Origin of the sequence: Ditibartonella choladocola (assembly GCF_002007565.1) — a bacterium.
GTDB classification, from domain to species: Bacteria; Pseudomonadota; Alphaproteobacteria; order Rhizobiales; family Rhizobiaceae; genus Bartonella; species Bartonella choladocola.
On the sequence record NZ_CP015625.1, the window covers coordinates 869,027 to 890,851 of the forward strand.

The window sequence follows — 21,825 nt, forward strand, 5'->3', positions numbered from 1 at the left end:
GTTAAAGCGCAGTCTAAAAGGAGATTATAAGAATGCAGATTTCCCCAATTCGCAAAACGTTGGCAGCGATCACGATGTCAACAGCTTTGGCGGGAACGATGATTTTCGCGGGGCCGGCTTTTTCATTGAATATTGCCGAGGCCAAACCGGTCTATGTTGAAGGTGTCCAACAACAAAGCTTTGCAAATGTTGTTGAACAGGTGAAGCCCGCTGTCGTTTCCGTGCAAGTCAAAAGTGATAAAAAAAATGACGATCAGGGATTTACGGGATTTTTTGGTGGTCCGGGTATAGACCAGTTACCGGATGACCATCCACTCAAACGCTTTTTTAAAGATTTCAACGATCACCGTCGCCCGCCGCAGGGGCGCTCCACGCAACGTTCAAAACCACGGCCGGTTGCACAGGGTTCGGGCTTCTTCATTTCGGAAGACGGTTATATCGTCACCAATAACCACGTTGTTTCTGACGGAACAGCCTATTCGGTTGTGCTTGATGATGGAACAGAACTTGATGCCAAGCTTGTAGGAACAGATCCCCGCACAGACCTTGCAGTATTGAAAGTGAATGACAAACGTAAATTTGTTTATGTCGATTTTGCCGATGATTCAAAAGTTCGCGTCGGTGATTGGGTGGTCGCTGTCGGTAATCCATTCGGATTGGGTGGAACAGTGACAGCCGGTATTGTTTCGGCGCGTGGTCGCGACATCGGTGCTGGCGTTTATGATGATTTCATCCAGATTGATGCAGCGGTCAATCGCGGCAATTCCGGTGGCCCGACTTTCAATCTCAACGGTCAGGTTGTCGGCATCAATACCGCTATTTTCTCGCCTTCGGGCGGTAATGTCGGTATAGCTTTCGCGATACCCTCCTCAACAGCAAAACAGGTTGTAGACCAGCTCATCAAAAAAGGCTCGGTTGAACGTGGATGGATTGGTGTTCAAATTCAACCCGTTACCAAAGAAATCGCCGACTCGATCGGTTTGAAAGAAGCCAAAGGCGCAATGGTTGCCGATCCGCTTGATGGCCCTGCTGCAAAAGCCGGTGTCAAAGCCGGAGATGCCATCATTTCGGTGAATGGCGAACAAGTTGCTGATGCGCGTGATCTTGCCCGTCATATTGCGAATATTACGCCGGGAGACACCGCAACGCTTGGTGTGTGGAGAGATGGCAAACAAACCGACATAAAGGTTAAAATTGCCGCTATGCCGAAAGACGAAAACAAGAGTGATGGCAAGGTTCTTCCACAGGGTGAAAACGGTTCATCGGAAACGCTTGATGATTATGGTTTGACAGTTACACCCTCCGAGGAAGGGGAGGGACTTGTCGTAACCAATGTTGATCCGGATAGTGATGCGGCGGATAAGGGCATTCGTCCTGGCGATGTTATTATGACGGCCAATAATCATCCGGTGAAAAAAGCTTCCGAATTTGTTGACGCAATAAAGGAAGCAAAGAAGTCCGGTCGTACGGCCGTCTTGTTGCAAGTCGAAAGCAATGGACAAAACCGCTTCGTGGCTTTGCCAATTGCAAATAAATAGACTTGAAGTAGAAAAAATGGCTATGGCATAATTTTGCCATAGCTTGATAGCTTGCTATTTCCTGATTGTTGCCTGATGCCGGATTGTTGCCTGATAATGACCGGTCAAAGTGAGGTGTTCTTTATGAAAGTTCTTGTTGTCGAAGATGATCGTGAAGCACAGCGTTATCTGGAAAAAGCGTTAAATGAAGCCGGCCATTCTACCGATGTTGCCGGTGATGGTGAAACAGGACTGGCTTTGGCAGAAAATGGCAAATACGATGTTTTGATTATTGATCGTATGTTGCCCAAAAAAGATGGGTTGTCGATTATTATGGCATTGCGGGCCAAGGGTGTCGAAACGCCGGTTCTCATTCTCTCTGCATTGGGGCAGGTTGACGACCGCGTGACAGGTTTGCGAGCCGGTGGCGACGATTACCTGACAAAACCCTATGCTTTTTCCGAACTTCTTGCCCGTATTGAAGTTTTGCAGCGACGCAAAAACCCGAAAGAAGCCGAAACCACTTATCGTGTGGGTGATCTCGAACTCGACCGTTTGTCGCACACAGCCAAGCGTGCCGGTCAGGATATTATTTTGCAGCCAAGAGAATTCCGTTTGCTTGAATATCTGATGCGCCATGCCGGACAGGTTGTTACGCGCACTATGTTACTCGAAAACGTCTGGGACTATCATTTTGACCCGCAAACCAATGTCATTGATGTCCATATTTCGAGGCTCCGTTCAAAAATTGAAAAAGGTTTCGATACGCCGCTTCTTCATACCGTGCGGGGTGCCGGCTATATGTTGAAGGCGGTTGATAAACCATCATGAACAGGATCAAAAGCCTCCTGCGTACAACGGCTGTGCGTCTATCGGCTCTTTATGTCATTCTTTTCGGGCTGGTTGCTGTCGGACTTTCAATCTATATGACATCGCTTGCCGTTTCTATGTTGACCGACCAAACCGAACAGACTTTGAGTGAAGAGGTGGGCAATATCGAGCATGCCTATCAACACGGGGGATTGCCGCTTCTCGTGCGCACCATCGACCGCCGGTCACGTCAGCCGGGGGCTTTTCTTTATCTTGTTGCAGACCCGCAAGGGCGATTTTTGGCCGGTAACGTGCAAAGCATCGAACCGGGGCTTTTGAGTGGCAGCGGCCTGTTACGAAACTCGGTTGTGTATTCGCGTTTTGGTGACAGCGGGGAAAAGGTGAAGCATCGCGCTATTGCCACTGTTATTGATTTACCGAACGGAATGAAATTATTGGTCGGGCGCGACATTGGCGAACCTGAAAAATTCATTACGATTATCAGAAAAGCGTTGATGTTCGCATTGGCTGCAATGGCAGCAGGTGCATTGCTTATCTGGTTTTTTGTTGGAAGGCGCGCATTGAAACGCATAGATCAGGTCACAGCCGCTTCCCAGCGCCTTATGGCAGGCGATCTCACAGGAAGGCTTCCGGTTTCGGGGGCGGGTGATGAATTTGACAGGCTTTCTGCAAATCTCAATGTTATGTTGGAGCGTATAGAGGAACTTGATAATGGCCTTCGTCAGGTGTCCGACAATATTGCCCATGATTTGAAAACGCCTTTGACAAGGCTGCGTAATCGTGCTGATGAAGCGCTTTCCCGACGTGACAAAAATGTTGATTATCGCCAGACGCTGGAAGCAATTATATCAGAGTCAGACCAACTTATCCGCACTTTCAACGCTATTCTTATGATTTCCCGTATCGAAGCGAGCACTTCGGTTGAACATCTTGAAAAACTTGATGCCCGTCCGATTGTCGAAGATGTCGGTGAACTTTATGGACCGGTTGCCGAAGAAGCAGGGGTCAGATTCGAGATGGGAAAAACCTTCGACGTGGAGTTATTGTTAAATCGTGAACTTCTTGCGCAGGCACTTATCAACCTTATCGACAATGCGGTTAAATATGGCGCGACCACAACAGAAAAAGCTCCTCAAGTTTCACTGTTTATGGAACAAAAAGACGGTCATATCAATATTTGCGTGAGTGATAACGGCATGGGTATTCCGCCGGAAGACAGGGAAAGGGTTACCAAGCGTTTTGTCAGGCTTGAAGATAGCCGTACAAAACCGGGCTTCGGTATAGGTTTAAGTCTGGCAAAAGCTGTTATGAAGCTCCATGGCGGAGAACTCGTTCTGGAAGATGCAAAACCCGGACTGAAAGCGGTTTTGTCTTTCCCTGAACTTCCAAAAGAAAAAGCAGAGCAAAAAAAGCCATCATAAAAAGCTCCATTTTCTTGAAACCATAAGCAATATAATTCTGTAAAAGCAGTCGATCATCCTAAGAAGTTCAGGTTTAACCATTGCCGTTTCTGAACAAATGGTTTTCTATTGATTTCTAAAGAGTTTGAAGAATTGTTTCAAACTTCGGGAATGAAGCAGGGAAGATGAATAGTGATGCAAAACGCTTTTTGGACTATGACGTTGAAACATTTAACCCCGCTTAACGAAACCGGCCCGCAATGGTTGTCGGATATGGCAGAGAAAGCCCGTGAGGAAAATCTTCACCAGCTTGCAGATGAAATCTCCGGCGGGAAGGGGCAATCGGAATTTCTGGGTACAATCATGACGCTTTCACCTTTCTTGCGTGAAACCATGATACGTAATCCCGACTTTATTGCTCCGCTTCTTGATAAGGACATATCCGAACGACTGGAAGAATTGCTTGCAGAAATCGGCGGGATAGATAAAACGGCGGATATAACCGAAGCGCTGTTGATGGCGCAGTTGCGCCGCAAAAAGCTTGAAATGCATGTGTTGATTGCATTGGCCGATCTTGGAGGATTGTTCACATCGGCAATGACATCGGAATGGTTGACAAGACTAGCCGAAGCCACATTAGGGGCGGCATTGCGGTTTTTATTACGGGAAGCGCATCATCAAGGTAAAATCAATCTTGCCGATTACAACAATCCGGAAAAAGATTGCGGGCTTATTGTTCTTGGTATGGGCAAACTCGGCGCACGCGAACTCAATTACTCTTCGGATATAGATATTATTGTTTTTATCGACGAAATGTCGCCGCATATCGGCGATCCTTACGAGAGTATCGATGTTTTCTCGAAAATGATGCGCAGGCTTATCCGTATTATGCAAGAACGCACTGCCGACGGTTATGTCTTTCGCATTGATTTGAGATTGCGTCCGGATCCGGGTTCAACGCCGCTTGCTCTTCCAGTCAGTGCCGCGCTCCATTACTATGAAAGTCGCGGGCAGAACTGGGAACGCGCCGCCATGATAAAGGCACGTCCGGTTGCCGGTGATGTCAAAGCGGGTGAAGCGGTTTTGCATGAATTGTCGCCCTATATTTGGCGCAAATATCTTGATTATGCGGCCATTGCCGATATTCATTCGATCAAACGGCAGATTCACGCCTATAAAGGTCATGGTGAAATTGCTGTTCGTGGACATAATGTCAAACTTGGCCGCGGCGGGATTCGTGAAATCGAATTTTTTGTTCAGACCCAGCAACTGATTGCCGGTGGAAGATTTCCCGAACTTCGGGGAAGACGCACGGTCGATATGCTTGCCGAACTCTGTTCACTTGGCTGGATAAATGCCGAAACACGTGATGTTTTGACTGAAAAATATTCATATTTGCGCAATGTCGAACATCGAATCCAGATGCTGGAAGACGAACAAACCCACATTCTTCCGGAAGATGACGAAGGTTTTACCAGTGTTGCCTATCTGATGGGCTATAACAACACCAATGATTTCACGCGTGATTTTCTGGAAACTCTCACCACTGTAGAACACCATTATGCGGCCTTGTTTGAACAGGAAAAGGAACTGGGTTCAGACGCCGGAAATCTGGTTTTTACCGGTGAAGACGATGATCCGGGCACACTTGCGACATTATCCAAACTGGGGTTTTCGCGTCCAAGCGATATTTGTCGTATCATCAGGACGTGGCATTTCGGGCGTTATCATGCAACCCAATCTGCCGAAGCTAGAGAAAGATTGACCGAGTTGACGCCTGCGCTTCTCAAAGCGTTCGGTGCAACCAAAAGGGCCGACGAGGCATTGTCGCGATTTGATGCATTTTTGCAAGGGCTACCCTCCGGTATCCAGCTTTTCAGCCTGTTACAATCCAATCCTTCATTGCTCGATATGCTGGTTCTCATCATGAGTTCGGCACCGCGCCTTGCCGATATTATCACCAGAAAACCACATATTTTCGACGGGATGCTCGATCCGGCAATTTTTGCCGAATTGCCGACGAAAACCTATCTTCAAAACCGGCTGGAGTTTTTTTTAAGTGGTGTCACCAATTATGAAGATATTCTCGACCAGTTGCGGCTTTTTGCCAATGAACAACGTTTTCTCATCGGTATCAGACTTCTGAATGGAGCTATTGAAGGTGAACGTGCGGCGCGTGCCTTTACCGATCTTGCCGATTTGATGATTGCCAATACACTTGCTGCGGTCGAAGCCGAATTCGGCCGGGTGCATGGTTTTGTCAAAGGCGGACGCGTTGGTATATTGGGAATGGGTAAACTCGGCAGTTACGAGCTTACCGCAGGCTCCGACCTCGATCTTATTCTTCTTTATGATTACGACAATGAGACTGAAATGTCGGATGGTGCAAAGCCGCTTTATATTTCCCAATATTATATGCGTCTGACGCAACGTCTGGTATCGGCTTTATCTGCACCGACAGGCGAGGGGGTTCTTTACGAAGTCGATCTGAGGTTGCGTCCGTCGGGAAATAAGGGGCCGGTTGCGGTTCCATTCGAGGCATTCGGGAAATATCAGCGCAATGATGCATGGGTTTGGGAGCATCTGGCCTTGACGCGTGCGCGCGGTGTGGCAGGCGACCAGATGTTTTTGCAGCAACTTGAAGATGAAGTGGCGGCGATCATCGCGTTGAAGCGCGATAAAGAAAAAGTTGCCCACGATGTGCGCGAAATGCGCGAACTCATTGAACAGGAAAAACCGCCATTAAATATATGGGATTTCAAAACAATGCGGGGCGGGCAGGTTGATCTTGAATTTATTGCCCAATTTGCCCTCATTACGCATCAAACCGAATTTTTGGCGGGGCGCACGACAGGCGAAGTGCTGGAACGGTTGCCGCAATCCTTCCTGTCTATTTCATCAGTGGGCGAACTTCATCATGCTTATCGGATATATACAAACTTGAGCCAGATTATGCGCCTCTGTCTGAATGAAAAGCTCAATCCCGACGATATGCCACCCGGTTTGGCTGATCTCTTACAAAGAACTGTTGGCGAGCCGGATTTGAGCCGCGTTGAAAGCCTGATTTCCGAAATGGCAGAGATTGTCGGCACAATATTCGATGAGGTGGTTGTCTGATTTTTCCCCGATTAGGGCTTTGTCATTCATTTTATGGTTGCGCAAAAATATGAGATGAAAAATCTATAAGGCTTGAAATAGAGCGAAAAATGCTTTTCTGCCCGTTTTAGCCTGTTCATGGAAAAATTGACGGAAGGCCCGATCAATGTCGTGCGCCTATGTCGGAGAAAATGCATTTTCTCGGCAATATGCCGGTTTATCATTCGGCCAAATTGAAAGTGTTGTTCAAGGTTGGATACTTTAATGCTGGTCAGAATTGGCAGAACAAATTTGATTTTTGTGACAAGAGGTTAAACGGGTAAAGGTGGAAGGTGTTACGGGCGTGGGTAAGACATAAGGGTGAAGTCACCGCGATTTAATCATCACTTGTCAAAACATGTCGGGATTAGAAAAGTGCTCACCGTTTCCTATTTTTGCCGTCAGGAAACATAGAGGTCATTAATGCTTCTGTGTCATAGGCAAGGTGATGGTAACGGTTGTTCCTTTACCTTCTTTGGAAGCTATATCAAGTTTGCCGCCATGCAGTTCAACGAGAGAACGGGAGATAGCAAGTCCGAGACCGGAACCGGCATGGGTTTTGGTAAACTGGTTTTCAACTTGCTCGAAAGGTTGGCAGAGTTTGGCAATCGCAGCTTCAGGAATGCCGACACCGGTATCGGAGAAAACAAAGATAAGCTTGTCGTCCCGCTGATAGCCTTTAACGTCGATATGTCCGCCTGACGGTGTGAATTTGACTGCATTGGAAAGAATATTCAGGAATACCTGATGAATAGCACGGCGATCAATGTCACCATGAAGTTTGGGTGTAATATCGGCGGTGACAGTGATATTTTTCTCTTGTGCCTGCGGTGTCAAAGTGCGCAATGTCTCGCTGATAATCGGCTCAAGATCGGCATTTTCACTTGATAGGGTAAAGCGTCCGGCTTCAATTTTGGACATATCAAGAATATCATTGATAAGTGTGAGCAAATGTGTACCCGAATTATGGATGTCATTCATATATTCGGCATAACGTTCCGACCCCAAGGGGCCGAAAGTGCCCTGTATCATCATTTCCGAAAAACCGATAATGGCATTGAGCGGGGTTCTCAATTCATGCGACATATTGGCCAAAAATTCGGATTTCGCCTTATTGGCACTTTCGGCGCGTTCTTTTTCGGATTGCAGACTTTCGTTCAGTTTTTCAACTTCGGTCGCACGTTGTTGGGCACTTTGGCGGGCAAGTTTCAATTCCTGAATGAAGGAATAAAGCCGTCTCTCGCTGTCTTCCAAACTCTTTTGTTGTTGTTTGAGTTCGGAAATATCGGTTCCAACCGAAACCAGACCGCCGTCCTGTGTGCGTCGTTCGTTGATTTTTAGCCAGCTTCCGTCAGCCATCTGGCGAATGCTGGTAAAGTTACCTGTATTGTCATGTTCAACCGACATTTCGTTGATTGCAGGCTTTGCCATGGCTTCGACTGTAGCCCGTTGGACACCCGGTTGTAACATGTGGTCGGGCAGTGAAGCATATTCGCGGAATTTGCTGTTCGACATGACCAGTCGACCTTCCGAATCCCACAAAACAAAGGATTCGGAAATGTTTTCTATTGCATCGCGAATGCGCAAGTCAGCCTGTGCCGTTTGTTCAGCAAATTGGTGTTGCTCGCTTATGTCAAATGAAATTCCGACAAGGTGGGCTTCTTCTTCTTGGGCAACTTCGGCACGAATGCGCATCCACACATAATGGCCATCCGCATGGCGCATAGGAAGATTGATGTCTATGTGATCTTTTTCGCCACTCATCAAATCACGTGCCAATTCATAAAGATCGGCATCGGCAGGATTGATAATGGATGTAATCTCGGAGATTGACAGAAGTGCATCTTTCGGTTTGAAGCCGAGCATTTCATACATGGAGCGTGACCAATAAACGCGCCCGCTTGCCATGTTCCAGTCCCATAAACCGCAACGCCCGCGCATCATCGCCATATCAATACGGTTCTGGATTTTTTCAGAAATGAGATCGGTATCGCGAACACGCGCAGCCTGGGCATAATATGCGTAAAGGATCGCCAGAATGACACCGACTGTTCCGGCGAATATAGTGATATTGATTGAGACGGTCTTGCGCCATTCAAGATATATCTGTTCGGTTTCTTCCCCTACAAATACACCGAATTTCCCTTGTCCTGCCTGATCGAACGACGCCAGCGATGCTTTTCCGCCTATCTTGACCTGCATAACACCGGCGCTGCGACCAAGAACAAAGAGAGCCTGCGCATCGCCAACTGTATCCGATAAAGGATGGCCGATAAGCGTTTCCATTCCTGAAGCTGCAACAACAATACCGGCCTCGTCAACAATGGCAATGCGCGCCGAACTGGTAATCAAACCCTGTGTACGGAAGTCTATTAAAATATTCTGTAAATCGTTGTTTGAAAGTGAAGCCGGATTCTGGCTGTCTTCCTGTTTTGTGTAAAAGGAACGATCAATCGAACTGCCGATATGTCCGGTTGCGAGCATGATGGAAGATCTTGCTGTTGTGTCAATTGTTTGGCGCCACTCATAAAGCTGAACCAGACGTGTTGCAGCAAGCAAAACAAGAAAAACCAGAATAATAAGAGGAATAGCACGTCTAAGCCATGGCTCGATAATGAGCAGTCGCTTATAGGCAGGTCCAGAGAGCAAATCGACATGCGCTGACCCTGCCTTGCGCTTTTTGAGCGAAGGTTTTGAATCAACAAACGTCCCAGTGGGCGCGTCAAACGCGTCCAAATGTGCCATTTCTGGCCCCCTCTATCATTAACAGATTAACCGGAGAACTGATTCGGTACGCAAAACACCCGAACAAGGCCAATGAATCAAAACTGATTCGTCCTGTCCAGCTTTTTCTTTGCTCAATAACGTTTTTCATTGATGAAGCTTAGAACAAAAGCTTTAAGAAAATTTTAATGACGAGTTTTCGAGTGGACCCCGATTGGTACTCTAACTATCTCTATTTTTTAACAAATTTAAAAAATATGAACGAAAAAAGCGGGAAGCATGCGCTTCCCGCCTGAATTTTTTAAGCTTTATTGTCAACCCAATGTGCGGCTTACGATGTCTGAAACGTCAACCGAAAGCTTCGGTGCTTTCAATATCCGCTCCAATTGTTCCTTGAGCTTGCTTTGGCGCTTCGGCTCCAGTTGTTTCCATGACCGCGTGAATGTTGAAAGGCGCGCTGCAAGTTGCGGATTTTCCTTGTCGACCGTCAGGATAATATCGGCCAGCAATTTATATCCTTCACCGTCAACCCGATTGAAGCCTGTCTGGTTCGATGCAGCAAATGAAGCTATCAGTGCACGTGTCCGGTTCGGATTATCAAGCGAAAAGAGCGGATGTTTCATAAGTTCTTTGACGTGATCCAGAGTTTTTTCACCATGGACCGTCGCCTGAACAGAGAACCACTTATCCATAACAAGCGGGTCGTTGCCATAGCGTTTTTCAAAATCGGATAACGCTTCTTTGGCTTCATTTGTTTCATTGAAGAGATGAACAAGAACGGACAATCCCCCCATCCGGTCTGTCATATTGTCGGCCTTCTTATAAGCCTCGAAAGCCCGAAGAGGGGTCGCTTCGGCAAGCGCAAGATAACCGAGTATCGTGTTTTTCAAGGCGCGTTTACCTGCCGGTTCGGCTTTTGGCGAATAATGACCTTCCGTCTTCATCTTGTCGAAGACATGCAGCATTTTCTGTTTCAGATGATCTGCCAAGGATTTCATAAACGATTGGCGGACATTGTAAATGCGGTCGGGATCGACATCGTGGCCTATCATACGTGCAAGCTCGATTTCCGAAGGCAATTGCAGGCATAGCGAGCGGAAAGCAGGTTCCAATGTGTCATCGTCAAGAAGGGCTTCAATCAGTGTTTGAAGCTTTTCGGGCATAGCCGGTTTTTCATTTGAACGGTCGGCAATTGCATTGACCAGCGCCTTGCCCATTAACTTGTTGAGCGACTCCCAGCGATTGACTTCGTCAGTATCAAAGTGGGCGCGGAAGGCAAGGTCATCGTCGCTTTCTTCCATCTTCAGATTGATTGGAGCCGAAAAACCGCGCAACAGTGATAAAACAGGCTTTTCTTTCAGATCGCGGATATGAACAGTCTGTTTTGCTTCGGACAAAACAATGACATTGTTTTCTATGTGATTATCGGCCTGATAGGGCATATCTTTGCCGTTTTTGCCCAAAAGACCGAAGGAAAGCGGAATAACCATCGGCTTTTTATCGGATTGTCCGGGGGTGTCGGGAACGGTCTGGGTCAAATCAAGTGTCAGGACACCATCTTTATAATGGCTATCAACTGTTACTGTGGGTGTTCCGGCTTGCTCATACCACAGCATGAATTGTGAAAAATCACGTCCTGAAACATCGGCAAAACAGGCGATGAAATCTTCAATTGTGCAAGCTTCACCATCATGGCGCTGGAAATAGAGGTCCATACCTTTGCGGAAAAGCTCGTCGCCCAGCATGGTATGAACCATACGCACGACTTCTGCACCTTTTTCATAGACGGTTGTGGTATAAAAATTGTTGATTTCGCGATATTGCCGTGGGCGAACCGGATGAGCCAGCGGCCCTGCATCTTCAGGAAACTGTGCAATTTTCAATACACGAACGTCGGAAATCCTGTGAACCGGACGCGAGCGCTGGTCAGACGAGAATTCCTGATCGCGATAGACGGTCAAACCTTCTTTCAAGCAAAGCTGGAACCAGTCGCGACAGGTAATACGATCACCGGTCCAGTTGTGAAAATATTCGTGTGCAATAACGCGTTCTATGCCTGCATAATCGAAATCGGTTGCTGTATCGGGGTTGGCAAGGACATATTTATCATTGAAAATATTCAGCCCCTTATTTTCCATTGCCCCCATATTGAAGTCGGAAACCGCAACAATGTTGAAAATATCAAGGTCATATTCGCGCCCGAACTTTTCTTCATCCCAACGCATTGCGCGTTTGAGTGAATCCATCGCATAGGCTGCGCGTTCTCTTTTACCTTTTTCGACATAAATTCCGAGTTTTACTTTCCGTCCCGACATAGTTGTGAAACTATCATCATAATGGTCTAGTGCACCACCGACGAGGGCGAAAAGATAACAAGGTTTTGGGTGCGGGTCTTCCCAGATTGCATAATGCCGCCCGTTTTCCAGTTTTCCGGTTTCCAACAAATTGCCATTGGAAAGAAGTACCGGTTCATTCTTTTCATCAGCTTCGATGCGGGTTTTGAAAACCGAAAGAATATCGGGCCGATCATAAAAATAAGTGATCCGGCGGAAGCCTTGTGGCTCGTTCTGGGTGCAATAAACGCCGTTGGAAAGATAAAGCCCCATCAATTGGCGATTTTTCTTCGGATTGATCTGTGTCGTGATCTGAACAATAAAATTGCCTGAAGGAGGTGTGTGAATTTCCAGTTTTTCAGGTGTTGCCGAATAGTCTTTGGAAGCAAGTTCGTGACCATTGATTGCAACCGACAACAATTTCAACTCATCCCCGACAAGGACTAACGGTGTGCCGGGTTTGGTGTTTTTTCGTGGTGAAAGTGAAAGTTTCGATTTGACAATCGTTTCAGTAGGATGAAGCGAAAAATCAAGTTCGGTATGTGAAATTGCGTAATCGGTGGGCTTGTAATCTTCAAGACGATATACGGGAGTGTCGGATTTGGTCATAAATCATGCCTTTTTCTAGGAGTTTACCTGAAAGGTAAGCATATTTGATTGAAACGACAACCGACTTGAAAAGAAATCTCGGTTCATGCACACCAATGTGATTACAAAATTTCATTTGGCAAAGCCGACCGACATTTATTTTGATTGGCAGGTCGTATATGAATGGCCAAGGCTTCGCATTAAAAACCGGCTCAAAATTTTTCAGGCACAGTCTTATTGAATGCCGGATGAATGCCACCCGACAGGAGAGAACACGTGCAAAAACAGTCACCGGAAATTCCGCAAGCCCCTTCGGGCAATGTTATGCTCGGAATCTGGATGAAGATTTTATCAGTTGCCTGTTTTGTTGTTATGTACAGCTTTTTGAAATCGGCAAAAGGAGTTCCGGCAGGTGAACTGAGCTTCTTCCGGTCGTTTTTCGGCATTGTCCCGATTATTCTTTGGGTCATGTCGCTCAAACAGCTTAAAACGGTGCTTTATACCAAAAATCTTACCGGTCATGTCTTTCGGGGAATGTTCGGTACTTTTTCAATGCTGTTCAGCTTCTATGCACTTACACTTTTACCGCTGCCTGAAACTGTCGCAATCGGTTATGGTGAACCACTCATTCTTGTCGTCTTATGCGCCATCTTTCTTCATGAAAAAGTATATTTTTACCGTTGGAGCGCGGTTATTGTCGGCCTTATTGGTGTTTTGATTATCGTGTGGCCACGCCTGACTGTTCTTGGTTCGGCAAATGCCGATCTCGGTGCATCGGTTGGCGCACTTTCTGCCCTTGGAGCCGCTATTATGGCGGCTATTGCGATGTTGCTTGTCAGAAAACTGGTCTTCACCGAAAAGACAACAACAATCACCCTCTATTTTATGATAACATCAAGTATTATCTCTTTGGTGACACTGCCATTCGGTTGGGTTGTTCCCGATTTTTATCAGGCTTCCATGCTCATTCTGGCGGGTTTATTCGGTGGTATTGCGCAGATTTTCATGACGCAGGCCTATCGGCATGCCGAACCTTCAACGGTTGCACCTTTTGAATATACGTCAATGTTATTAAGCCTTTTGAGCGGTTATTTTATTTTTAATGAAATCCCGACGCTTGCAATGTTGTTCGGAGCGTGTCTGGTGATCGGCTCTGGTATTTTCATTATATTGCGTGAATCCCATCTTATCGGAAAAAACCACACACGCCACCGTGCGCTGTTTCATAAACATCGTTGATTGCAACGTTCTGCTTTTTACGAAAGCCCGTTCAATGCATTGCGGATTTCCAGAAAATCCGCCCATGCAAGTTTTTTCTGGCTTGGCGTTCTTAACAGATAAGCAGGGTGGAAGGTTGGCATAACCGGAATGGATTGGCCGTTTTCGAGTTTGTGCGAAAGCCATTTTCCTCTTGTGCGAATGATGCCGTTTTTGACACCGGTCAGGACTTGCATTGCCGGCCCGCCGAGAGCAACCAGAATTTTGGGTGCAGCCAATTCGATCTGGCGTTCGATAAACGGGCGACAGAGTTCGGTTTCCATCGGTGTCGGGGTACGATTACCAGGCGGCCGCCATGGTATTGTATTGGCAATATAAACCTCTTTACGGGTAAGGCCGATAGCGCCGAGAATACGATTGAGCAACATTCCGGAGCGTCCGACAAAAGGAATACCTTGTAAATCTTCTTCCCGTCCCGGCGCTTCGCCGACAAGCATAAGGTTTGAATTCGGTGTGCCGTCGGCAAAACAGGTATTTTTTGCTGTGAGTTTCAATGTGCAGCCATTGAAAGATTTGACAGCTTCAAAAAGTTCCTCAAGATTTTTGGCGTTGCGGGCAAGCTCTGTTGCTGTTGCGACCTGTCCTTCAACAGAAATACGAGGTTGAGGCGCTGGCCGGGGCGGGCGGTGAACAGCCGTTTTTTGCTTTTGTTCAGTCGTTTCGTTCGCCGCCGCAACGAGCCGTTTTGCAATTTCGGCAGATTGCTTGAAACGATCAACGGGGGTGTCGGACAGGGGGGTATCAACTCCGGCTTCCGAATAAAAGCCGAGCAATTCTTCAAAAGAAATCGTATTGTTGAGCCGGTCTGACATCGTAGCCTTATGTTTCCTGAAATTCATGAATAGATCAAGCGGTAAAACTCTGCAAGGCCGGATATGAAACGTTCCGGATGGCTAACTATGTCAGAGTGTGAAATAGTAAAAATGATGATGCAGTTTTCGTGTGATACGTTGTTTTATTGTGCCATTTTCAAAAAAGCACAACAGACGAAATTCATGAATGTCGTAAAAAATCGGATATGTCGTGAAAAACCGGATAGAGCGTCGCCAATCCGGCAATGGAGAGAAAACATTATCTGTTAAAAAGATATTCTAAGACGGATTGCGTCCGTTTCCGCCATTTCTCTATTACATAAGAAAGCTATAAAGCCTAATTCGAGAAACCGGCTACCAAAGCGGTTCGCCATGCCTTTCCATGAGAAAACCGGCCGCCTGTAAAAGGCGGGCATCGGGGGCAATATGGCGAATAAACATTGAAAGGTCACGACGCATCCGCTCTATCGGGCAACGTTCAATGAAGGCTTCCATACCCAATGATTTTTCGCAAAGGTTTAAAATTCTAACGCAGACATCCTCCATCTGGTCGTGTGCCAGCAGGCAGGCTAAAACAGCATCGTCAATATTCGATTTCGTGGGAGAGCGTGTAGCCTCTTCAACAAGACACGCGGTTTTAAACAGCATAGCAGATGCAGCAAGTGTTTCGGAACGCGCTTTTGCAAGACGCGTAAGCTGAAACGGATCATCAAGCCGATTTTTCCGGATAAGCATCTCCCGCCAGGTATCTATAATTGCTTCTGCCCCGCCAAGATGGACGACACTATGACGCCAGACGCCGCCGATATAGTGTGGTTCCTGATGATAATCGCCCGGTTCCCCTAAAAGGTCGCTTTCTTTTATTTCGATGCCTGAAAAATCGAATGAACCGGTAAGTGTCGGGCGCATACCCGAAGCATCCCAATATTCGATCATTTGGCGGGATGTATCGTTGACTTCAACAATTGCAAGCTGATCGGCGTCGTTTCCGTTTTGTCGCAACCGCACAATTGCAAATTCGACCAATCCCAATCCGGTGACCAGCCGTTTTGTACCATGTAAAAGTAATTTGCCATTTGGCAAAGTCGTCAATGTCAAAGGTTGATTGAGACTGGCACCCCAGACACCGAGAAGAGCACCTTCCTTCACCTTGGAAAAAATGTTCTTTCTCAAACGTTTTTCGGCGTAAAGTTCGATGAGACGCACTGCATGGAGATGCCCTTCAAAAAGGCGGGCAAGTGAAAGATTGGCTTTACCAAGCCGGCGCAAAAAATCGAACGCCGCTTTTGTTTCGGTTTCGTTTTTGTTCAATGCCCAGTTCTGTCCGCCGAATTTTTTGGGAAGACAGGCAAGAAGTGCACCATTTTCGTTGAGCCTTTGCAAGTCGACTGTCAGCCCGTATTCTTCCACATGATCGGCGCTTTCCCTTATCAGCTCGAATAGGGCATCATCATTTGTCAACATTGGCTCTGTTCCTGAATTGAGAGAAAATCTCTTTAGGAGAAAATATTCACAAGCTTAAATGCGCAATGCTTGCTCAAATTCAAAAGTAAAACTTGAAAAGAAGTATTTCTTTCTAAAAGAAAAAGCTTTTTACAATTCAATTCATGAAAATGTCGGAATTGGATAAACTTCTTGTATCAATTCAGGTCATCATTAAACTGGAACTCGACCATGACCGGTAGATGGTCAGAGCCGAAGAAAGGAAGGCGCGTGACTTTAACGGGATCAAATTGTGAAGAAAGCAGAATCTGGTCGATCGGTAGTCCAAGATATGGGCGTAGAGAATTGGGAAATCGGTATGACAACCATGTGGGGCCGATGCCCGAAAGGTGACGTGTGGCGGTAAGCTCTTCCATTCGCGATACCGTGTTACTCCACGTTACGCTATTAAAATCTCCGGCAACAATTCGGGCTGAATTGTCGTTGGCCAATTCATTTTTGAATGTGCCGTTTTGAAGTTCATCCATTTGTAAATTTTGCCCGAAAGGCCAGGGCCAGGAAAGATGAGCCGATATGATGTCGAGTGAAAATCTGCCGGTTTTTTCAGGGCGTAATTTTATTTTCGCAACATAACCTTGTGTAGAAGAAGCATTGTAACATGTAAGAACGGGAGAAGCGGAAAAGCCGGACAGGCTTAAAAACCTGTCGGATAGAATAAATCCTGTTGCACCGGCGCGATCATTATCGGCAACGCAACCGATAACCGTCAAACCATGTTGTTTGAAAAAATCCCGCCATCTCGCAGAGGCTTCCTGAAGCGTGATGATGTCGGGTTTTTCGTCCTGAATGAGAGCCAATAGTTTTTCCGGCGTATTGTTGTCGAAACGTAAATTGACTTGCAAAAGTTTGAATGTCGGGCGTGTGGCGAGTGCAGGTTTTGGCAACAGGCCGCCGCTATTCAGGCTTAGACTGATGATGATACAAGCAAATATAATCAGCATAAGACTATATCGACGTGCTTTTGTAAAATTGAGAGGAATTGCCGTTATGATTGTGAAAAGGGCGAGAGGGATGCGAATATCGGCAAGTGAATCAAAAAAGGGATGAATTGTTACAAACAGACTGGCCAACACTGGCAGAGTGGATAGAGCAACGAAAATCAACCATATGGAGGTAAAGGTTTTACCGTCTGATTTGCCATTATAATTGTTCATTATAATTTGCTGTCATTCAAGCAGCAGAATTAAACTATTATTTTGTGGAATTATTGGCTAACGGAGCAATGATGGGTTTCGCATATGCTGGCGTTTTTGCATGAAACAACGCAAAAGCTCCCAACGCTGCCACAAATACCAACGCCAAAAACAATATAGAAAAGCGACGAATCAGCATAATTGGCTCCCTTCATTAACCATATTGCATAATTTATTTTTATTGGAACCGGTTATTTTTGTAAAAATTCGTTTCTCTAACAATTTTTTAAATATTTGATGGTTTCGGGCAACATTGTTTTATACGAAGGCAAAACCTTCAATTAGAGTAATCAGGGAGAGCAGACCGGTTTCAACTATAGGAAATTTTATATTTCGCTTTAACGCGTCAAACACGATAAACGTTTATATTTTTTCAGTTATTAAAAGCGTGTCAAACAGCTTTACAAACGATCGGCATAAACCCGTTTTTTCCCTAATAGTTGCGCTTCTTATCCATTATCGTTGTTATGAGGAAGACAGGTAAAGGCCGCGATAAATTTCTTCCATATCCTTTGAAAAACAACAAAATATAACCTTCTGCGGGAAATCATTTTTTTCAAGAAATTTGATTGTGGTCGAAATGGCGATTTTTGCAGCTTCTTTGGCAGGATAACCATAGGCACCGGCTGAAATTGCGGGAAATGCAATGGTTTTGAATTGATTGTTTTTGGCGATAAGAAGCGAATTTTCATAACACGATTTCAGTTTTTCCGCTTCATGGTCCATTCCGGCATACCAAATTGGTCCGACTGTGTGGATAATGAAACGGGCAGGCAACCGATAGCCTTTTGTCAACTTTGCTTCACCCGTTTTGCAGCCATGCAATGTTTTGCACTCGGTCAGAAGTTCAGACCCTGCGGCTTTATGGATAGCACCATCAACCCCGCCGCCGCCAAGAAGGGTAGAATTTGCGGCATTCACGATGACATCGACATTCAATGTCGTAATATCACCACACATGATGGAAATGCGGTTCTTATCTATCATCAAATTTGCCTCAACCCGTTATAGACCTCTAAAACCCTTTAAATGTAATGCAATTGGAAGATGTCTAAAAGGTAGAGAAGGGCATAACAACAGGGTTTTTAGCCGTTCTTTCAAACTGCTACAGGTTGCATCCGCAGCAATTCAAAGACATAGGCTTTTGCTGTTCCAACAGCTTGTTCGATTGTTTTTCCCTTCGCCATTTCACAAGCAATTGCAGTCGATAGCGTGCAACCGGTTCCCCGCATTGTCGCATTGAGGCGCGGAATTGAAAAATCACGAATACTGTCGGATGAAACGAGGCTATCTGTTGCAAGTTTGCCGGTTTCATGGCCGCCTTTGGCAAGCACAAATTTTGATCCGGCTTCTACCAGTGCTTTTGCTTGCATGATCGCATGGGCATGATCTTTTGCGAGTCCGTGATCTGTCAGAGCGGCAAGTTCTTGCAGATTGGGCGTGGTGAGATAACAATATTGAAGCAAATCCTGTTTGATGGCTGCAACGGTCATATCGTCGGCAAGAACACCGCCGGATGAAGCCCGTATCACCGGATCAAGTATAACCGGAATATCAGGAAATTCGGCAAGAACGCCACAAATTGCATGAACAATTTCAGGCGTTCCGGTCATTCCCACTTTGATCGCCGAAATGCTGTCAGCCTCAAGGGCGGCCAGCATTTGTCCGCGAATAAAATCGCCATACATTGGCAATTTCGCTTCAACGTGAAGGTCATTCTGGATATTGACCGATGTGACGGCAAGTCCGACTTTTACCGAGAAATGGCTTGCCGTTTCTATATCACGGACAATACCGGCACCTCCCGTAGGGTCGGTTCCGGCAACGATCAATATTTTGGGGCTTAGCGCCATTTTTGTGTTGCTTCCAGCCACTGTTTTACCCGCTGTTCCGGATTTTCACTCATAATAATATCTGTAACAACAGCAGCGCTGTCTGCTCCTGAATTCAATGCCGCCTTGGCGCGTTCGGGATTGAGCCCTCCTATTGCGACGAGAGGGAGATCGCCGATCAGCTTTTTCCAATGGGCGAGTTTGTCCAAACCTTGTGGTTGCCACTTCATTTTTTTCAATATGGTTTGGTATATCGGCCCCAAGGCGACATAATCCGGCTTGGCAGCAAGCGCTTTATTCAGCTCGCTCGTGTCATGTGTACTGATACCGAGTTTCAATCCTGCTTTTCGTATCTCGTTGACATTGGCATCAGCAAGATCTTCCTGTCCCAGATGGACAAAATCGCATTTCTCATCAATTGCAATTTTCCAATAATCGTTGATAATCAATTGACAATGGAATTGTTTACATACGAGTTTCGATCTTTGTATATGTCGGCGTAATACTTCATCGGGTGTATTTTTCATTCGCAACTGCACCAGCTTGACACCTAGCGGTATCAGCTTTTCTATCCAGTCTGCACTGTCAACAATGAGATAAAAAGGATCCAATTTAATCAAAATACTGCCTTTCCGAAAACCGGTGTTGAAGGTACGGCGACATCCCGCGGATCCAGCATTCCGGCTTTAAAAGCATTTTGTCCGGCTTTTACAGCATCTGCAAAAGCTTCTGCCATTAATACGGGATCTCCGGCTTTGGCGACAGCGGTGTTGAGTAAAACACCGTCGTAACCCAATTCCATGGCTTTTGCCGCATGTGACGGGCGGCCAATTCCTGCGTCAACAATCAGAGAAAGTTCAGGGAAATTGGCGCGAATTGTGCGCAGTCCATCAACATCCCGTGGGCCTTTTGCCGATCCGATAGGAGCACACCAGGGCATAATAACGCGGCAGCCAACATTTGCCAGTTTTTCCGCTACGATAAGATCATCTGTTGTATAGGGAAACACCTGAAATCCATCTTCGTTGAGAATGCGGGCTGCTTCAACCAATGCAAATATGTCGGGCTGAAGCGTGTCGGCATTGCCGATGACCTCAAGTTTTATCCACGGTGTTTTAAAGAGGTCGCGTGCGAGTTTTGCTGTCGTCACCGCTTCTTTTACTGTATAGCAGCCGGCCGTATTAGGCAAAATTGATACGCCAAGAGATTTTATTAGTGAAAAAAACTGTCCACCCTGTTTTCCACCGGCTGTTTCGCGGCGCAAAGACACCGTTACAATTTCCGTACGGGAAGCACGGATCGCATCTTCAAGAATTTTTGGAGAAGGATATTGCGCCGTTCCTAACAGAAGATGTGAATTGAAATTTTTGTCATAAAGTTCAAGCAACGTATTCAACCTCCCTGCATAGGGCTTAAAATTTCTATTTTGTCGCCATTATTAAGTTTGAAAAGGTCACGTTCACCCGCACTGACAAGCTCGCCATTGACCGCTGTTGCAAGCCAATCCCCTTCATAATCAAGCTCTTTCAAAAGGGCTGAAAGTGTTTCGGCAGCGACTTGTTTTTGTTCGTCATTCACGAATATTTTCATGGACATTAACCCATCACAATTTCTGTCACTTGACGCGCCATTTCAGGCGAGATGAGATAACCATGGCGATGCATTCCGTTGACATAGATGTGGTTGTCTTCCTGTTTTACACGCGGGAAGTTATCTTTATAGGCCGGTCTTACTCCCACACCTATTTCAACAATTTCGGCTTCGCCAAAGGATGGATGAATCGTATAGGCAGCATTCAGAAAATCCATCATTGAATGGGCTGTGATAGGGCGATTGTCGTCGCTCTCAATCATGGTTGCACCAATCATGAAAATTCCGTTGTCTCTTGGGACGATATAAAGCGGAATTCGGGGATGAACGAGCCTGATCGGTCTTGAAAATGAAATATCCCCATTATGGACGAGCAACATCTCGCCGCGAACCCCACGCATGTCATGATCCTGATCTATACGGGCAAATCCGGTTGCATCAACAATAAAATCAAAGCCAGCTTCATCGGCGTCAATGTCAACAAAGGTGGCTCCCATATCTTTCAATTTCTGCTTCAACGCCAGCAAGGCTTTGCGCGGGTCAATATGCGCTTCGGTTTCATAAAAAAGACCGCGACTAAAACGTCCTGCAAGATCGGGTTCAAGCTTTGCAATTTCATCTGCGCCGATTTTTCGATGTCCGCCTGTGCGCCGGGAAAAACGTTCCAATTCCGCACTATCCCTCGGCGGAGCAACAACAAGAGTTCCTTTATGAGTAACAAGATCAGGCAGAGTTTCGGACCACCATTTCATTGTCTGTAACCCGAGTGTTTCGACACGGGCTTCAGCACTTTCTCTCTCGCAATAAGGTGCAAGCATCCCGCCGGCATACCAGCTTGCAGCACCACGGGGAGAATCTGCCGGAGCGGAGATCGTTATTTCAGCTCCCGCTTTTGCCAACATATAGGCACTCGTCAATCCGGCAACGCCACATCCTTTAACGAGTATTTTTTTCTTCACTTTTTGCATTCGCTTCATCCAAAATCAATGCGTGTTGCGCCTTTATCTGCTCCCCCCCAAGCAAAAGAAGAACCAGATAGACAATCCCGCTATGCGCGTCGGATTGCTGTGAAATTATGTTGGAGCGATT

At 46.3% G+C, this 21,825-nt stretch carries 17 protein-coding genes; 5 read left to right on the top strand and 12 right to left on the bottom strand.

The annotated features are described in order from the left end of the window. Positions 1 to 32 precede the first annotated feature (32 nt). The 4 genes from BBC0122_RS03910 (at position 33) to BBC0122_RS03925 (ending at position 6,865) form a co-directional block, all read left to right on the top strand. Complete coding sequence (locus BBC0122_RS03910) at positions 33 to 1,538, top strand: Do family serine endopeptidase (RefSeq protein ID WP_077991543.1); 1,506 nt, start codon at positions 33 to 35, stop codon at positions 1,536 to 1,538. Between the two features lie 123 nt (positions 1,539 to 1,661). Continuing rightward, positions 1,662 to 2,348, top strand: coding sequence for a response regulator transcription factor (locus tag BBC0122_RS03915; RefSeq protein ID WP_077994481.1), 687 nt, complete (start codon positions 1,662 to 1,664; stop codon positions 2,346 to 2,348). Further along, entirely contained in the window at positions 2,345 to 3,769 is a 1,425-nt protein-coding gene (locus BBC0122_RS03920; RefSeq protein WP_077991544.1) for a sensor histidine kinase, read from the top strand. Before BBC0122_RS03915 ends, BBC0122_RS03920 begins: the two co-directional genes overlap by 4 nt. Positions 3,770 to 3,943: 174 nt before the next feature. Continuing rightward, positions 3,944 to 6,865 (top strand): bifunctional [glutamine synthetase] adenylyltransferase/[glutamine synthetase]-adenylyl-L-tyrosine phosphorylase, encoded by a 2,922-nt coding sequence (locus BBC0122_RS03925; RefSeq protein ID WP_077991545.1) that lies wholly within the window; start codon positions 3,944 to 3,946, stop codon positions 6,863 to 6,865. 438 nt (positions 6,866 to 7,303) lie between these two features. Here the strand turns inward: BBC0122_RS03925 and BBC0122_RS03930 are convergent, their stop codons facing one another. Both BBC0122_RS03930 and pepN read right to left on the bottom strand, forming a co-directional pair. Further along, positions 7,304 to 9,628 (bottom strand): PAS domain-containing sensor histidine kinase, encoded by a 2,325-nt coding sequence (locus BBC0122_RS03930; protein WP_077991547.1) that lies wholly within the window; start codon positions 9,626 to 9,628, stop codon positions 7,304 to 7,306. A 293-nt stretch (positions 9,629 to 9,921) separates the two neighbouring features. After that, entirely contained in the window at positions 9,922 to 12,549 is a 2,628-nt protein-coding gene (gene pepN, locus BBC0122_RS03935; protein WP_077991549.1) for an aminopeptidase N, read from the bottom strand. 303 nt (positions 12,550 to 12,852) lie between these two features. Between pepN and BBC0122_RS03940 the strand changes: the two genes are divergently transcribed. Next, positions 12,853 to 13,767: a DMT family transporter gene (locus BBC0122_RS03940; RefSeq protein WP_077994482.1), complete on the top strand. Its 915-nt coding sequence runs from the start codon at positions 12,853 to 12,855 to the stop codon at positions 13,765 to 13,767. A 17-nt stretch (positions 13,768 to 13,784) separates the two neighbouring features. Here the strand turns inward: BBC0122_RS03940 and BBC0122_RS03945 are convergent, their stop codons facing one another. The 10 genes from BBC0122_RS03945 to BBC0122_RS03990 form a co-directional block, all read right to left on the bottom strand. Then, a complete protein-coding gene (locus tag BBC0122_RS03945; protein WP_077991554.1) occupies positions 13,785 to 14,618 on the bottom strand; it encodes a uracil-DNA glycosylase in 834 nt (277 codons plus the stop codon). A gap of 354 nt (positions 14,619 to 14,972) precedes the next feature. Then, complete coding sequence (locus BBC0122_RS03955; RefSeq protein WP_077991560.1) at positions 14,973 to 16,082, bottom strand: acyl-CoA dehydrogenase family protein; 1,110 nt, start codon at positions 16,080 to 16,082, stop codon at positions 14,973 to 14,975. Between the two features lie 176 nt (positions 16,083 to 16,258). After that, positions 16,259 to 17,275, bottom strand: a complete 1,017-nt coding sequence (locus BBC0122_RS03960) for an endonuclease/exonuclease/phosphatase family protein (RefSeq protein ID WP_077991561.1) — start codon at positions 17,273 to 17,275, stop codon at positions 16,259 to 16,261. Between the two features lie 37 nt (positions 17,276 to 17,312). Continuing rightward, complete coding sequence (locus BBC0122_RS12965; protein ID WP_188318081.1) at positions 17,313 to 17,453, bottom strand: hypothetical protein; 141 nt, start codon at positions 17,451 to 17,453, stop codon at positions 17,313 to 17,315. A gap of 326 nt (positions 17,454 to 17,779) precedes the next feature. Continuing rightward, the gene (locus BBC0122_RS03965) at positions 17,780 to 18,301 is read right to left on the bottom strand and encodes an O-acetyl-ADP-ribose deacetylase (protein ID WP_077991563.1); all 522 of its coding nucleotides are present in this window, start codon (positions 18,299 to 18,301) and stop codon (positions 17,780 to 17,782) included. A gap of 110 nt (positions 18,302 to 18,411) precedes the next feature. Next, a complete protein-coding gene (locus BBC0122_RS03970; protein ID WP_077991564.1) occupies positions 18,412 to 19,167 on the bottom strand; it encodes a hydroxymethylpyrimidine/phosphomethylpyrimidine kinase in 756 nt (251 codons plus the stop codon). Then, entirely contained in the window at positions 19,158 to 19,763 is a 606-nt protein-coding gene (locus BBC0122_RS03975; protein ID WP_077994483.1) for a thiamine phosphate synthase, read from the bottom strand. The genes BBC0122_RS03970 and BBC0122_RS03975 overlap by 10 nt, the downstream gene beginning before the upstream one ends. Then, positions 19,763 to 20,533 carry a thiazole synthase gene (locus BBC0122_RS03980; protein ID WP_077994484.1) on the bottom strand — a complete coding sequence of 257 codons (771 nt, stop codon included), beginning with the start codon at positions 20,531 to 20,533 and terminating at the stop codon, positions 19,763 to 19,765. The genes BBC0122_RS03975 and BBC0122_RS03980 overlap by 1 nt, the downstream gene beginning before the upstream one ends. A gap of 5 nt (positions 20,534 to 20,538) precedes the next feature. Further along, complete coding sequence (gene thiS / locus BBC0122_RS03985) at positions 20,539 to 20,736, bottom strand: sulfur carrier protein ThiS (RefSeq protein WP_077994485.1); 198 nt, start codon at positions 20,734 to 20,736, stop codon at positions 20,539 to 20,541. Between the two features lie 5 nt (positions 20,737 to 20,741). Beyond that, positions 20,742 to 21,704 carry an FAD-dependent oxidoreductase gene (locus tag BBC0122_RS03990; RefSeq protein ID WP_077991568.1) on the bottom strand — a complete coding sequence of 321 codons (963 nt, stop codon included), beginning with the start codon at positions 21,702 to 21,704 and terminating at the stop codon, positions 20,742 to 20,744. Positions 21,705 to 21,825: the final 121 nt, after the last annotated feature.

Excerpts from the sequence above, each read along its gene's own strand:
- BBC0122_RS12965 (WP_188318081.1), bottom strand. The coding sequence starts at position 17,453 with ATGCTGATTCGTCGCTTTTCTATATTGTTTTTGGCGTTGGTATTTGTG.
- BBC0122_RS03925 (WP_077991545.1), top strand. The coding sequence starts at position 3,944 with ATGCAAAACGCTTTTTGGACTATGACGTTGAAACATTTAACCCCGCTT.
- BBC0122_RS03920 (WP_077991544.1), top strand. The coding sequence starts at position 2,345 with ATGAACAGGATCAAAAGCCTCCTGCGTACAACGGCTGTGCGTCTATCG.
- pepN (WP_077991549.1), bottom strand. The coding sequence starts at position 12,549 with ATGACCAAATCCGACACTCCCGTATATCGTCTTGAAGATTACAAGCCC.
- thiS (WP_077994485.1), bottom strand. The coding sequence starts at position 20,736 with ATGAAAATATTCGTGAATGACGAACAAAAACAAGTCGCTGCCGAAACA.
- BBC0122_RS03915 (WP_077994481.1), top strand. The coding sequence starts at position 1,662 with ATGAAAGTTCTTGTTGTCGAAGATGATCGTGAAGCACAGCGTTATCTG.
- BBC0122_RS03970 (WP_077991564.1), bottom strand. The coding sequence starts at position 19,167 with ATGGCGCTAAGCCCCAAAATATTGATCGTTGCCGGAACCGACCCTACG.
- BBC0122_RS03955 (WP_077991560.1), bottom strand. The coding sequence starts at position 16,082 with ATGTTGACAAATGATGATGCCCTATTCGAGCTGATAAGGGAAAGCGCC.
- BBC0122_RS03990 (WP_077991568.1), bottom strand. The coding sequence starts at position 21,704 with ATGCAAAAAGTGAAGAAAAAAATACTCGTTAAAGGATGTGGCGTTGCC.
- BBC0122_RS03910 (WP_077991543.1), top strand. The coding sequence starts at position 33 with ATGCAGATTTCCCCAATTCGCAAAACGTTGGCAGCGATCACGATGTCA.
- BBC0122_RS03965 (WP_077991563.1), bottom strand. The coding sequence starts at position 18,301 with ATGATAGATAAGAACCGCATTTCCATCATGTGTGGTGATATTACGACA.
- BBC0122_RS03945 (WP_077991554.1), bottom strand. The coding sequence starts at position 14,618 with ATGTCAGACCGGCTCAACAATACGATTTCTTTTGAAGAATTGCTCGGC.
- BBC0122_RS03930 (WP_077991547.1), bottom strand. The coding sequence starts at position 9,628 with ATGGCACATTTGGACGCGTTTGACGCGCCCACTGGGACGTTTGTTGAT.
- BBC0122_RS03940 (WP_077994482.1), top strand. The coding sequence starts at position 12,853 with ATGCTCGGAATCTGGATGAAGATTTTATCAGTTGCCTGTTTTGTTGTT.
- BBC0122_RS03960 (WP_077991561.1), bottom strand. The coding sequence starts at position 17,275 with ATGAACAATTATAATGGCAAATCAGACGGTAAAACCTTTACCTCCATA.